The sequence below is a fragment of the Aliivibrio sp. 1S175 genome (assembly GCF_001690985.1).
Classification (GTDB): domain Bacteria; phylum Pseudomonadota; class Gammaproteobacteria; order Enterobacterales; family Vibrionaceae; genus Aliivibrio.
On the sequence record NZ_MAJS01000079.1, the window covers coordinates 444,271 to 457,707 of the forward strand.

A 13,437-nucleotide genomic window follows, 5' to 3' on the forward strand; every position below is an offset into this window, starting at 1 on the left:
GATATTGATTAAGCCAGCACTGCTTGATAAAAAAATTGTAAAACCGCATTCATGGTCTGATATCCCTCACGGAGAGTGGATAGGAGAGCTGATTCAATCACGTCTGGATGAATGGTGCCCTAAACTTTTTGGTTACCATATGCTTAAAATTGGTGGACTCAGTGCTGAACTAGATAGTCGCTTTTGTAACATTAAACACCAAGTTAACTTAGATAACAAAAGTTCGTTAAGAAATATTACGTCTGAATTGCCGAAATTGCCTTTTTTAGAAAAAAGTATCGATGCTTGTATACTTGCGCATCAGCTCGACTATTCATCCGATCCACACCAGCTATTAAGAGAAGTCGATAGAGTTCTAATTAATGATGGCTATGTTATCTTGACGGGGTTTAATCCAATGAGCGCAATAGGCTTAGCGAGTTTATTTCCGTGGAGGAAAAACAATCTACCGTGGAGTGGTCGAATGTTTACGCCGCACAGAATTAAAGATTGGCTTGGCGTATTAAATTTTGAGGTGGTCTATAGTGATTGCTTTGCACTAGCGCCTTTAACTCGTTATAGAACAGTATGGACATGGTTTGAAAATTTGGGTGGAGAGTCAGTAAAGCCGATTAGTGGGATTTATTTTATAGTGGCAAGAAAAAGGACTTACCCATTAAGGCCTATAAAGTCGGCATGGAAAAAGAAGCCGAAATTGGCTCCTATTTCAGTGGCACAGACCCATCAAGGTAAAACTGAGTCAAAATAACACTTTTTCATAAAACTAGCCGGGATAACCCGTATCATCTTGAGTCGGGTTTTCAGCTGCCGTTCTTGCTAATTCATCACACATTTCATTTTCACGATGACCAGCGTGGCCTTTTACCCAGCGCCAATCAACAGTGTGTCGTTCAGCCTCTGCGTCAAGTTGTTTCCAAAGATCGGCATTTACTACGGGCTTTTTATCTGCTTTTTTCCAGCCTCGTTTTTTCCAGCCATGGATCCATTGAGTAATTCCTTGGCGAACATATTGGCTGTCTGTCGTTAGCACCACAGAGCATGGTTCTTTTAAGTTACGCAGTGCTACCACTGCTGCAAGCATTTCCATGCGATTATTGGTGGTTTGATTAAACCCTTCTGAAAAGGTTTTTTCTGTGCCTTTATAGCGCATTACAATACCGTAACCACCAGGACCAGGGTTTCCTAAACAAGAACCATCTGTGAAAATTTCAACCTGCTTCATTATCTCTGTTATCATTAGAAGAATTTAGAAATAGTCTGACACAAATGAGCCTATGAATACTAGCGACAATTCCCCTAATCGAATTATTGTTCTCGATACAGAAACCACCGGTATGAACTTTTCTGGCGGGCCTGTTTATGAAGGTCACCGTATTGTTGAAATTGGTGCGGTTGAGATTATCAACCGAAAATTAACCGGTAATCACTTTCATGTGTACATCAAACCTGATCGACTTATTGATCTAGAAGCGATTGATGTTCATGGTATTACTGATGAGTTTCTGTATGACAAACCCGAATATAAAGAGATTCATGATGAGTTTTTAGCCTTTATTAAAGGGGCAGAGCTAGTTGCTCATAATGCCCCCTTTGATGTTGGCTTTATGGATTATGAATTCAGTAAAGTTAATAAGCTTATCGGCACAACGGATCAGTATTGTAAAATTACAGATACCTTGGCGATGGCCAAGAAAATATTTCCGGGTAAGCGGAATAACCTAGATATTTTATGTGAACGTTATGGCATAGATAATTCACATCGAACACTTCATGGCGCTTTACTCGATGCTGAGATTTTGGCCGATGTTTATCTGTTAATGACAGGTGGTCAAACAAGTTTAAGTTTTAATGCTGGAAATCAAACCGATTCTTCGGAAGAAAGTATTAAAAGATTGAATTCAGGAAGAAAAGGATTAAAGGTTTTACGTGCTACGGCCGATGAAATAGAAGCGCATGAAAAGCGTTTGGATATAGTTGGTGATGCCTGTTTGTGGCGTAGTTAGGAGTGTAGTATGTGGCGGTTATTGATGATTGTGTTGTTTGTCCCAATGCTTTCTTGGGCAAAGAGCACAGAAATGTCGTGGTTGGATAACCGTTTTCGTGTCGATCCTACAATTAAACAAGTATCGTTCTTGGTTTATAGAGAAAAAACATCACAAGCCGTAACCTTGGTTCGCCCTGATGGCACTAAATATTATGCTTGGGAACATCCTGAAAATGTTGCTTGGTATGAAGAAAATGGTATGGATATTATTTCGATAGAAAATCCTATGCCGGGACCTTGGCAAGCGATAGGTAAAATTACGCCTCAAAATAAGGTGAAGATTTTATCTAACCTGACATTGAATGTTGATTCTTTACCAACGAAATTGTATCAATCTGAAAGTTTGAAATTCACAGCTCGTTTATTACAAGATGGTAAGCCTCTAGTATTAAGAGATTTTTTGAATCGCATTAAATTAAATGTCACGTTTACCCCTTATTTAGCGAATGAAAAAAATTTAGTTAAAGAAGCTCGTCCATTAGCAGAGGTACTCGGTACTTTTGAAGATAATGGAGAGGGTCTTGATGAAATTGCTGCTGATGGCGTTTTTACTGTTAATTTACCAATAAATGTTAAACCGGGTAAATATTGGGTTCGGATCCAATCTCGTAATGGTGTGTTTTTAAGAACGGTAGAACAAGATGTATTAGTTTATCCTTCGCCAATTCGAGCTAGTTTTACTCAAGGTCGTAACGAAAATCAAAGCCATTCAATGACCATTGATACTGAAGCAGGGACAATAAAGACAGGTTCACTCGCGGCTCATATAGAGCAGGTTAACCCAGATAAAATAACCTCAGTGACTCAAGCACAATCAGATCATGATGACGAAAAATTGTATTTTGACTTACCAAATAGTTATATACCGGGTAAAAATACCTGGACTGGTTGGATTTATGCCACAGATATGGCGACTGACCGTCCTCTAAAGTTTTTTCTGGGTAAGCACAGTTATGGCGTGACTGAGCCGATTGATTTAAAAGCCGTTTATGAAGCAAGAATTAAAGCAGAAGTAGCACAGCGTAGAATTGAAGAGCAAGAGAAAATAGAAGAAGAACGAGCAGATGCTCGTAAATGGTTCTGGATTTATGTTGGCATCGGAAATGTACTGATTATTTTTCTTATTTTAGCGGGCATTTTTGGTTGGAAAAAAATCAAAGACATTAAAAAACAAAAAGAGACATTACCTAAATCAGAGAAATTGTCCATGCCACCACGTCCTAAAGTATAGAATTTATGTTCATTCTCTTTAAATAAAAACCATATACTTGTGGTTTTTATTATCATTTTCTTACATTTATTCCAAAGTTAACGATTGCTTTTTTATAACATTTGCACTAAGGGTTTTTATTAAATATACTTTGCTCAATTATTGATAGGGGCAATATTTTGAATAAGAAAAAATTAATGCTAGAAGCTGCTTTTAACGAAACGTTAATCAAAAGTAAGGGAGCACAAATAAGTTCTTTGATTTGTTGTGGCTTATTGGGTACGAATAATAGCAGTATTGACTACTTATCTATTGAAGAGATTATTTATTTAAAATTAGTCGTGAATTTAAATAAATAATCCCATGATGGATAGACTGAAAAGGCCAGAGCAAATGCTCTGGCCTTTTTTATGGTGATTTAAATAATTCCTAAGCTATTTTACTGTGTTCAAAGTTATTCGTTTGCGGCTTTACGATAAGCTCACTTGGGTCGAAGTCCTCTACATTGATGGTCGCTAGTCGACTTTTCTCTGCTTTACGAAGTAGTAGAGCTTCTTTATCTGAAATGATATTTAGCTCTAAGCCAACTTTTGCAACACGATCTAATTGCATGAAGGGTAGACGTTGTTTTGATTCTTTACATACTCGGTCATAAATTGGCTCAGCAGTTAAGATATCAATTAACGCTTCTTCCATTTTTCCTACTGGATTAAATCGACTTGCTTCTAAGAACAACCCGCGACCAATTCGACTACGTGCACCTGATGGCTCTTGAAGGATACGAGCCAGTTTATGATCAAGTTTATCACTTGGGCGCTGGCGACGAAGTCCTGTTGGTAATAGAATTAATCGCATAGCACCTGCTACAAATCTATTTGGGAAATTTGACAATAGTCCGTCAATCGCTTGCTCTGCTTGATGCAGTGAATCTTGAACACTCCAATGAACTAACGCTAAATCTTCTTTTTGACGGCCTTCATCATCAAAACGTTTTAGAACCGATGTAGTTAAGTAAAGTTGACTTAAAATATCACCAAGACGCGCTGACATACGTTCGCGACGCTTTAAGCTACCACCCAATACAGCCATTGAAATATCAGACAATAAAGCTAAATTTGTACTGTAACGGTTTACTTGTTGGTAATAACGCTTTGTCTCATCATTAAATGGAGTTTTAGAACCGCGACCATCAGATAAACCAAACCATAAACTACGAACAAAGTTACTGATACCAAAGCCAATGTGACCAAAGACAGCTGCATCGAATTTATCAAGAGACGCTTGCTTATCTTCTAAGTAGGCTGCGTCCATTTCTTCAAGAACATAAGGGTGGCAGCGAATAGCGCCTTGACCGTAGATAATCATTGAACGGGTCAGTATGTTTGCGCCTTCAACGGTAATGGCGATTGGCGATCCTTGATAACTGCGGGCTAAGAAATTAGAGCTGCCTAAACAAATCCCTTTACCACCAGCGATGTCCATGCCATCAATAGCAATACGTTGTGCTCGGTGAGTACAGTGATATTTTACAATAGCTGAGATAACTGATGGTTTCTCACCTTGTACAATACCGGCAACCGTTAGTGCACTTGCTGCATCCATCATATAAGCATTACCTGCCATACGCGCTAATGGCTCTTCGATCCCTTCCATTTTACCAATGGGTAATTTGAATTGGCGACGAATTCGAGCATAAGCACCCGTAGCAAGCGCTGCGGTTTTTGCACCACCCGTTGCGTTAGATGGCAAGGTGATACCTCGACCCACTGACAGACACTCAACTAGCATACGCCAACCGTGACCGGCCATTTTTTCGCCGCCGATGATGTAATCAAGTGGAACAAATAAATCGTCACCTTGTGTTGGACCATTTTGAAATGGCACATTCATAGGGAAGTGGCGGCGTCCAATCTTAACGCCTTCTAAGTTTGTTGGAATAAGAGCACAAGTAATACCGAGGTTTTTCTTATCGCCTAATAAACCATCAGGATCTTGTAGTTTAAACGCCAAGCCTAAAACGGTAGCGACAGGGGCTAAGGTAATGTAACGTTTATTCCAAGTAAGACGCATACCAAGAACTTCTTTTCCTTCCCACATGCCTTTTGTGACGATACCAAAGTCAGGAATTGACCCAGCATCGGAACCAGCTTCTGGGCTTGTTAACGCAAAGCATGGGATCTCTTTACCTTCAGCTAAGCGAGGTAAGTAATGATTTTTTTGGTCTTCAGTGCCGTAATGTTGAAGAAGTTCACCAGGGCCTAATGAGTTAGGAACCCCTACGGTAATAGAAAGCACGCCAGAAACACTGGTTAGTTTTTGTAGAACAGAAGATTGTGCGTAAGCTGAGAATTCTAAACCACCGTATTTTTTCTTAATGATCATGGCAAAGAATTTATTATCTTTTAGGTATTGCCATACTTCTGGTGGCAAATCAGCAAGCTCATGAGTGACTTCATAATCATTGATCATTCGGCACACTTCGTTTACTGGGCCATCCATGAATGCTTGTTCTTCATCCGATAACGTATTTTTAGGAATATTATGAAGGAACTTCCAATCAGGATTTCCTTTAAACAGTTCAGCTTCCCACCAAACCGTACCGGCTTCAATTGCATCTTTTTCTGTTTTTGACATTTCAGGCATGACGCCTTTGAACATTTCTAATGCCTTATTACTGAAAATAGACTGACGAATTGAAGGGATGTTTAATGGCACTGCAATCACTAAGAAGACAGCCCATGTAATAGGACCAGCATAACCTAATCCTGAACTCACAGCTAAGATAGCCGCAGTGACAAGAGTGGCAGTACGTAGAGATTGTCGATGATAACTTAATGCAGCAAGTGCAATTAATGTTGTTAAAAGTGTCAGGGCCATGTAATTCTCCTTTTTCGGCGCTGCTCTGTTTGTAGAAACAGAGGGTATTACGAGACTCGGTCGTAACATTATTGTGTGATGCTATTCTGATAAGAGGTCTAACCAGTTAAGGTAATTGTAGTCTCTATGTTAACAAAAAGTAAATGACGTTAATGGTTAAAAAGTGATCCAGCTTGAGTAATTAATAAACAAATTTTATTTTTAAGTGAGTAACTTCTAATTTTTCTGGCTATTAATTGAGATATTTATGCTGTGTATAGAAGAAATATAGAGCGGATCTCTTTTAAAGATTTGGTGGTATAGGTACACTGAGATTAGCCCCTAATAGGGAAAATAATAAATAGAGAGAATCTTATGTCTTATCAAGATCTGATCCGTTCTGAATTAACAGAAGCCGCTCAAGTACTGAATGACTTTTTAGCTGACGATAAAAACCTTGCTCACATCGAATTAGCGGCAAAAACCATTGCAGACTCTTTCAAGCAAGGCGGTAAAGTATTGTCTTGTGGTAACGGTGGTTCACATTGTGATGCAATGCATTTTGCTGAAGAATTAACAGGCCGTTATCGTGAAAATCGCCCGGGCTACCCAGGTATTGCGATTTCTGATCCTAGCCATTTATCGTGTGTGAGTAATGACTTTGGTTATGACCATGTATTTTCTCGTTACACTCAAGCGGTTGGCTCAAAAGGTGATGTATTATTTGGCTTATCGACGTCTGGTAATTCAGGTAATATTTTAAAAGCGATTGAAGCGGCAAAAGAAAAAGGCATGAAAACCATTGCTCTAACAGGTAAAGATGGTGGAAAAATGGCAGGTCTTGCTGATGTAGAGATCCGAGTTCCTCATTTTGGTTATGCTGATCGTATTCAAGAAATCCACATTAAAATCATCCATATTGTTATTCAATTAATTGAAAAAGAAATGGAAAAATAATTCATTATGCTGACCAATCTTGATATCTCTGTGAATTAAGGTTGGTCAGGTTGCGAATAAAGGAGTAACGCAAGAATGTGTGAATTACTCGGAATGAGTGCCAATGTACCAACCGATATTTGCTTTAGTTTTAAAGGGTTGGTTCAGCGTGGCGGCAATACTGGCCCACATCGTGATGGTTGGGGGATTACTTTTTATGAAGGGAAAGGATTTCGTACATTTAAAGACCCAAAGCCGAGCTGCCACTCAAAAATAGCTAAACTTGTTCAAGATTATCCGATTAAGAGCAAAGCGGTAATTAGTCATATTCGCCAAGCAAACCGCGGTGAAGTGAATCTTGAAAATACCCATCCGTTTACGCGTGAATTGTGGGGGAGATATTGGACGTTTGCTCATAATGGTCAATTAACTAAATTTGATGAATTATCAACAGGGCGCTTTCGACCTGTTGGAGAGACAGACAGTGAACGTGCATTTTGTTGGTTATTAAATCAATTAGAAGATAAATATCCAGAGCCGCCTCAAGATATGATGTTAATGTTTGAGTTTGTGTCTGAATGTTGTGATCAGTTAAGAGAGTTAGGTGTCTTTAATATGTTATTGAGCGATGGTGAGTACGTTATGACTTACTGTTCGAACAATTTACATTGGATCACAAGGCGTGCGCCCTTTGGTCAAGCTTCATTAATTGATGAGGATGTTACAATTGATTTTCACAAAGAAACGACGTTGAATGATGTTGTTTCAGTGATCGTGACACGGCCATTAACGGATAATGAAGAGTGGCGTAAAATGAAAGTTGGTGAGTATGCTCTATTTCATTTTGGTGAATTAACCGCAGGTAATCATGATACGGTGCCTGAAATGGCTCCACCGCCATCAGAATGCTCAATTAATTCATAAGCGATATGTATGAAAAATGCCCATCAATATCATATTGATGGGCATTTTTATTATTCAGTTTCTAATCCTGATAGGCCTAAGGCATCACCATCAAGTATGGCTTTTCCATCCTGCATGATTAATCGCTCTTCAACTAACCAATTTGCTACCATTGGATAAATAACATGCTCTTGAGCTTGGACTCGTGATGCGACGTCTTCAGCGTTATCGTCTTCAAAAATAGGCACTTTAGCTTGAAGGATCACTGGGCCGCCATCTAATTCAGGGGTTACGAAATGGACACTTGTTCCGTGTTCCTTATCACCGGAATCAATAGCACGTTGATGAGTATGTAATCCAGTGTATTTTGGTAGAAGAGAAGGGTGGATATTCAGCATTTTACCTTGGTACCGAAGTACAAAATCTTCACTTAAGATACGCATAAAGCCAGCAAGGATGATGACGTCAGGTTTGTGAAGATCAATTAGTGTTGCTAATGCGCTATCATACTGCTCACGGTTCTCATATCCAGCAGCACTTAGGCAATGAACATTAATTCCAGCATTGAGTGCTCTGTGTAATCCGTAAGCGTCACTTTTATTTGAAATGACCGCAGAAATACGAGCGTTAGGGATCTTGTTACCACAAGCGTCAATAAATGCTTGTAGGTTACTGCCACTGCCTGAAACTAATACAACAATATTTTTCATCATAACCGTCTTATTCATTTAAGTAATGAGAACTATTCGAACATAAATAATAGATATAAAAAAGGTGATCGAATAAGTGATCACCTTTCTCTTTATGCTTTATGAGCTAGCTCAAAGTTTATATAACCCGATTAACGGATCTCAACTTGTTCTTCGCCTTGCTTTGCAGTTGCAACCTCACCGATAACCCAAGCGTTTTCGCCTTCAGCATTCAGTAGAGCAACCGCTTGATCAGCCTGATCTTTTGGAAGAGCAATAATAAGACCTACACCACAGTTAAAGGTACGGTACATTTCGTATGTATCAACGTTTCCTTTTTCTTGTAGCCAATTAAAGATAGCAGGCCATTCCCAGCTCTTACCATCAACAACTGCTTTTGTGCCTTCAGGCAGTACGCGAGGGATATTTTCCCAGAAACCACCACCAGTAATATGAGAGATAGCATGAATATCATGCTCTGCTATCATTTTTAAGGCTGATTTAATGTAGATTTTTGTTGGTTCAATTAAATGGTCAGCAATGGTTCTACCATTTAATTCTTCATTAAGATCCGCGTTTGATACTTCAAGAATTTTGCGAATTAGTGAATAACCATTTGAGTGCGGACCACTAGAACCTACAGCGATTAGAGCATCACCAGCCGCGACTTTTGTGCCATCGATGATGTCCTCTTTTTCAACAACACCCACACAGAAGCCTGCAACATCGTAATCTTCACCTTCATACATGCCTGGCATTTCAGCAGTTTCACCACCGATTAGCGCACAACCTGCTTGAATACAGCCTTCACCGATCCCTGTTACTACTTCAGCAGCAACATCAATATCAAGTTTCCCAGTTGCATAATAATCAAGGAAGAACAGAGGTTCTCCACCTTGAACAATAAGGTCATTAACACACATAGCAACTAAATCGATACCAATGGTATCGTGCTTATTTAGGTCAAGAGCTAAACGTAACTTAGTACCAACGCCATCAGTACCAGAAACTAAAACAGGTTGTTTGTATTTAGTAGGAAGTTCACATAACGCACCAAAACCACCAATGCCACCCATTACTTCTGGGCGACGAGTACGTTTTACTACGCCTTTAATTCGATCAACAAGTGCATTACCAGCATCAATGTCTACACCAGCATCTTTGTAGCTAAGAGAAGTTTTGTTGTCGCTCACGGAGGTGTCCTCGCCATAGGTTGGATTTCAAAAATCCGCGCCATTCTAACAGCACAATGTAAAAAGGGAAACGTTTGCGTAAGAGTTTTTGCATAAATTTTGTAATAAAAAATAATAAATTCGGTAAACAACTTCTAGTGCAGTAATTTATTTTATGATAACGCCATTTTTCAATGGAAAAATATGTATAATTAGAAGGTTTGATTAATGTATTTGGAGTCAGAAATGAAAGTTGTTGAAGTAAAACACCCGCTAATAAAACATAAAATTGGTTTAATGCGCGAAGGCGATATCAGCACTAAGCGTTTTCGTGAATTAGCAACTGAAGTAGGTAGCTTACTTACTTATGAAGCAACATCAGATTTTGAGACAGAAAAAGTAACTATCAATGGCTGGAATGGCCCTGTTGAAGTTGACCAAATTAAAGGTAAAAAAGTAACGGTAGTGCCAATCTTACGTGCAGGTCTTGGCATGATGGATGGCGTTCTTGAACACATCCCAAGTGCACGTATCAGTGTTGTTGGTATTTACCGTGATGAAGAAACGTTAGAGCCAGTACCTTACTTTAACAAGTTAGCGTCTAACATCGATGAGCGTATTGCTTTAGTTGTTGATCCAATGCTAGCGACTGGCGGTTCTATGATCGCAACGCTTGATCTTTTAAAAGAGAAAGGCTGTAAGAACTTTAAAATTCTTGTTCTTGTTGCTGCTCCTGAAGGCATTGCGGCATTAGAAAAAGCGCATCCAGATGTTGAGCTTTATACTGCGGCTATCGATGAGAAATTGAATGATAAAGGTTACATCATTCCAGGCCTTGGCGATGCTGGTGATAAGATCTTCGGTACTAAGTAATAGGCACCATTGAGTCATTATATTTACTGAATGCTTTAAGCATTAAAAAAGGATTGATGGGTAACCATCAATCCTTTTTATTTGCCCTAGACCCTAGATTTATTTATCATCTTCCATCTGTGTATTATCGACAACATGGTTTTCACCTAAGTCATCAGGAAGAATTAAATTAAGGGCAATAGCCACGATCCCACAAAGACTCACGCCTTGTAAATTAAAATCGCCAATACCCACAGCCATACCACCAATACCAAATACTAGGGTAACGCCAACAATGGTTAAGTTACGTGCTTTATGTAAATCAACTTGGTTTTTAATCAGAGTATTCAGACCAATCGTCGCGATTGAACCAAACAGTAAGATCATAATGCCCCCCATTACAGGGACAGGAATAGTTTGTAATATTGCGCCTAATTTACCCACAAGAGCCAAAACAATCGCACAGACGGCAGCCCATGTCATGATTACAGGGTTAAACGCTTTGGTTAGCATTACAGCGCCAGTGACTTCACTGTAAGTTGTATTTGGTGGCGCGCCGATAAGAGAAGCAGCCATGGTGGCAATACCGTCACCCGTAATGGTGCGATGTAGACCTGGTTTTTTTAGATAATCTTTTCCGGTTACGTTTGAGATAGCCAGCATGTCACCTACGTGCTCAACCGCTGGTGCAATTGCCACCGGGATCATAAATAGAATGGCGTTAATATTAAACTCAGGATAAGTGAAATTAGGCAGAGCAAACCAAGCTGCTTGATATACCGGAGTAAAATCGACAATACCAAACATTAGACTTAATGAATAACCAACAATAATGCCAGAAAGGATAGGTAATAATTTAAAGAAACCTTTAGAAAAAACACTGATACCAATCGTAGTAAATAATGAAGCGCCAGCAATCCAAAATGCGATTTGTCCGTCAACTAACTGATAAGCGCCATCGCCCGTTTTTCCTAACGCCATATTAACCGCTGTTGGCGCTAAGCCTAGGCCGATCACCATAATGACAGGGCCAACAACAACAGGAGGCAGTAATTTATGAATAAAAGCGACGCCTCTAACTTTAATCACAGCGCCTAATGCAACATACACTAACCCTGCGACCATTAGTCCGCCCATGGTAGCTGGAATACCCCATGTTTGAGTTCCGTAGATAATTGGAGCAATAAAAGCGAAAGAAGAAGCGAGGAAGATAGGAACAGAGCGACGAGTAACTAATTGAAAGAGAAGGGTACCAACACCAGCACCAAATAGAGCAACATTAGGATCTAAGCCAGTTAGGAGGGGAACAAGAACGAGTGCACCAAATGCAACGAACAACATTTGAAAGCCTTGGAACAAATTGTATAACATTTCCATTTCCAGTAATGAATTTGAGGGATTCTATCACTATTTAATTAATAAATATCTTGATTTAGCTCGTGAAAAAATAAAACTTTTTAAGAAAGTATCACTCTAATAGTTTGAAAGTTAGATCTGAGTCAATTCGAATCCTTGCTGAATAATGGGATAGCCCTTATTATCGCGGTAAATTATAAAAGTAATTATAGGTTGTTTGATGTTACGTATCTTGTGTTTATTAATGTGTATGATTGCGGGGCCAGTTTTTGCTCAGCAACAAACGGATCTTTATCATACTGAAGTGCAATTAACTGATGCTGAAAAAGCAGAAAGCTTGGCCAAAGAAGAGGGCTTAGTGAATGTATTGATCAAGGTCTCTGGTCAACAGTCAATTGCAGAGAATGAGGTGATAAAAAAAGCGCTAACACGAAGTGATCGCTATGTAACTCAAATGAGTTTTGTTGACTATGATGATGCCCCTCGTGGTATGAAGCTTGGTTATAACTCAAGTATGGTATTGAACCTATTAACTCAAGCCGAGCAAGGTGTGTGGGAAATGCCGCGTAAACCTGTGTTGGTTTGGGTTGTTAATGAATACAATTATCAGAGAAGTATCATTTGGGAACAATCAAACAATTCATTAATTACTCGTATTAAGAATGCTGCAAATGAACGTGGTTTACCGGTTATGTTCCCAGTGGGTGATTTTGATGATGTAACATCTATTGAAATTCCAGACTTGTGGGGCAACTTTAAAAAGCCAATAGCAGATGCGAGTGAGCGTTATAATCCTCAAGCTATCTTAGTGGTTAAAGTTCGTGGTAATAGCTCAAGTTGGACATTGTTTGATACAACGCCTCAATACCTTGCGACGACATCTAAAAAGCCAATTGAAGGCCGATCGTCAGGTGCTGTTCAATTAGCCGATATGGTTAACGAAGTCAGTGATTATTTTGCTCAAACTTATACGAAAAACTTAGGTGCTGTTGCTAGTGATTCTGAGGTTGTATCGATTAAAGGAATTCATACCACAAGAGCTTTCTTTACTTTAGAGAAACTATTAAAGCAGATGAACTCAGTGGCTAGTGTTCAAGTTGATACAATTCAAGGTGATAAAGTTACTTATACATTAAATTTATTGGGTGACTATCAGCAATTTAATGATGAGCTATTAAGTAAAAATACTCGTATATCAGTCGTGCACGAAGCACCTATCGTTAATCAGGAAATCAGTACTGAATTAACAGAAGAAGTTTCGCAAGACGTAATACCGGCTGAACTTAAAGAAGAGTCACCTGCGATAAAAGAGGATGCTTTAGTTGATGAACTTGAAATCAAACAACGCGTCATCCATCAGTATGAATTAAGCGTAAATTGATCCATTTCGATTAAATAAAAAAGGTGACTTAAGTGTCA

The 13,437-nt window shown here is 39.1% G+C and carries 13 protein-coding genes; 8 read left to right on the forward strand and 5 right to left on the reverse strand.

Features of this window, described 5'->3' with window-relative positions; genetic code table 11:
* Positions 1 to 7: 7 nt before the first annotated feature.
* The gene (locus tag A6E06_RS17240) at positions 8 to 748 is read left to right on the forward strand and encodes a methyltransferase domain-containing protein (protein WP_176703446.1); all 741 of its coding nucleotides are present in this window, start codon (positions 8 to 10) and stop codon (positions 746 to 748) included.
* A gap of 15 nt (positions 749 to 763) precedes the next feature.
* On the opposite strand, the gene rnhA is transcribed toward A6E06_RS17240, so the two are convergent.
* On the reverse strand, positions 764 to 1,237 hold the full coding sequence (gene rnhA, locus A6E06_RS17245; protein ID WP_105055290.1) for a ribonuclease HI: 474 nt from the start codon (positions 1,235 to 1,237) through the stop codon (positions 764 to 766).
* Positions 1,238 to 1,274: 37 nt separating this feature from the next.
* Between rnhA and dnaQ the strand changes: the two genes are divergently transcribed.
* From dnaQ to A6E06_RS17260, 3 genes are all read left to right on the forward strand, one after another.
* The gene (gene dnaQ, locus A6E06_RS17250; RefSeq protein WP_065593884.1) at positions 1,275 to 2,003 is read left to right on the forward strand and encodes a DNA polymerase III subunit epsilon; all 729 of its coding nucleotides are present in this window, start codon (positions 1,275 to 1,277) and stop codon (positions 2,001 to 2,003) included.
* Between the two features lie 9 nt (positions 2,004 to 2,012).
* Positions 2,013 to 3,275 (forward strand): TIGR03503 family protein, encoded by a 1,263-nt coding sequence (locus A6E06_RS17255; RefSeq protein ID WP_065593883.1) that lies wholly within the window; start codon positions 2,013 to 2,015, stop codon positions 3,273 to 3,275.
* A 158-nt stretch (positions 3,276 to 3,433) separates the two neighbouring features.
* Positions 3,434 to 3,613: a hypothetical protein gene (locus A6E06_RS17260; protein ID WP_065593882.1), complete on the forward strand. Its 180-nt coding sequence runs from the start codon at positions 3,434 to 3,436 to the stop codon at positions 3,611 to 3,613.
* A 70-nt stretch (positions 3,614 to 3,683) separates the two neighbouring features.
* Here A6E06_RS17260 and fadE read toward each other — a convergent pair whose 3' ends face one another.
* Positions 3,684 to 6,131: an acyl-CoA dehydrogenase FadE gene (gene fadE / locus A6E06_RS17265; RefSeq protein WP_065593881.1), complete on the reverse strand. Its 2,448-nt coding sequence runs from the start codon at positions 6,129 to 6,131 to the stop codon at positions 3,684 to 3,686.
* Between the two features lie 354 nt (positions 6,132 to 6,485).
* Between fadE and lpcA the strand changes: the two genes are divergently transcribed.
* Complete coding sequence (gene lpcA, locus A6E06_RS17270; protein ID WP_065593880.1) at positions 6,486 to 7,067, forward strand: D-sedoheptulose 7-phosphate isomerase; 582 nt, start codon at positions 6,486 to 6,488, stop codon at positions 7,065 to 7,067.
* Between the two features lie 75 nt (positions 7,068 to 7,142).
* A complete protein-coding gene (locus A6E06_RS17275) occupies positions 7,143 to 7,970 on the forward strand; it encodes a class II glutamine amidotransferase (protein WP_065593879.1) in 828 nt (275 codons plus the stop codon).
* A gap of 50 nt (positions 7,971 to 8,020) precedes the next feature.
* Here the strand turns inward: A6E06_RS17275 and purN are convergent, their stop codons facing one another.
* Together purN and purM are read right to left on the reverse strand one after the other, a co-directional pair.
* Positions 8,021 to 8,659, reverse strand: coding sequence for a phosphoribosylglycinamide formyltransferase (gene purN, locus A6E06_RS17280; RefSeq protein WP_176713302.1), 639 nt, complete (start codon positions 8,657 to 8,659; stop codon positions 8,021 to 8,023).
* A 131-nt stretch (positions 8,660 to 8,790) separates the two neighbouring features.
* Positions 8,791 to 9,831, reverse strand: coding sequence for a phosphoribosylformylglycinamidine cyclo-ligase (gene purM, locus A6E06_RS17285; protein WP_065593877.1), 1,041 nt, complete (start codon positions 9,829 to 9,831; stop codon positions 8,791 to 8,793).
* A gap of 225 nt (positions 9,832 to 10,056) precedes the next feature.
* Between purM and upp the strand changes: the two genes are divergently transcribed.
* The gene (upp, locus tag A6E06_RS17290) at positions 10,057 to 10,683 is read left to right on the forward strand and encodes a uracil phosphoribosyltransferase (RefSeq protein WP_012550882.1); all 627 of its coding nucleotides are present in this window, start codon (positions 10,057 to 10,059) and stop codon (positions 10,681 to 10,683) included.
* Between the two features lie 99 nt (positions 10,684 to 10,782).
* Here upp and A6E06_RS17295 read toward each other — a convergent pair whose 3' ends face one another.
* On the reverse strand, positions 10,783 to 12,033 hold the full coding sequence (locus tag A6E06_RS17295) for a uracil-xanthine permease family protein (RefSeq protein WP_083190364.1): 1,251 nt from the start codon (positions 12,031 to 12,033) through the stop codon (positions 10,783 to 10,785).
* Positions 12,034 to 12,238: 205 nt separating this feature from the next.
* Between A6E06_RS17295 and A6E06_RS17300 the strand changes: the two genes are divergently transcribed.
* Positions 12,239 to 13,399, forward strand: coding sequence for a DUF2066 domain-containing protein (locus A6E06_RS17300; RefSeq protein ID WP_065593876.1), 1,161 nt, complete (start codon positions 12,239 to 12,241; stop codon positions 13,397 to 13,399).
* The last annotated feature ends 38 nt before the right edge of the window (positions 13,400 to 13,437 follow it).

Excerpts from the sequence above, each read along its gene's own strand:
- A6E06_RS17295 (WP_083190364.1), bottom strand. The coding sequence starts at position 12,033 with ATGTTATACAATTTGTTCCAAGGCTTTCAAATGTTGTTCGTTGCATTT.
- A6E06_RS17255 (WP_065593883.1), top strand. The coding sequence starts at position 2,013 with ATGTGGCGGTTATTGATGATTGTGTTGTTTGTCCCAATGCTTTCTTGG.
- A6E06_RS17275 (WP_065593879.1), top strand. The coding sequence starts at position 7,143 with ATGTGTGAATTACTCGGAATGAGTGCCAATGTACCAACCGATATTTGC.
- upp (WP_012550882.1), top strand. The coding sequence starts at position 10,057 with ATGAAAGTTGTTGAAGTAAAACACCCGCTAATAAAACATAAAATTGGT.
- lpcA (WP_065593880.1), top strand. The coding sequence starts at position 6,486 with ATGTCTTATCAAGATCTGATCCGTTCTGAATTAACAGAAGCCGCTCAA.
- fadE (WP_065593881.1), bottom strand. The coding sequence starts at position 6,131 with ATGGCCCTGACACTTTTAACAACATTAATTGCACTTGCTGCATTAAGT.
- purN (WP_176713302.1), bottom strand. The coding sequence starts at position 8,659 with ATGAAAAATATTGTTGTATTAGTTTCAGGCAGTGGCAGTAACCTACAA.
- dnaQ (WP_065593884.1), top strand. The coding sequence starts at position 1,275 with ATGAATACTAGCGACAATTCCCCTAATCGAATTATTGTTCTCGATACA.
- rnhA (WP_105055290.1), bottom strand. The coding sequence starts at position 1,237 with ATGATAACAGAGATAATGAAGCAGGTTGAAATTTTCACAGATGGTTCT.
- A6E06_RS17300 (WP_065593876.1), top strand. The coding sequence starts at position 12,239 with ATGTTACGTATCTTGTGTTTATTAATGTGTATGATTGCGGGGCCAGTT.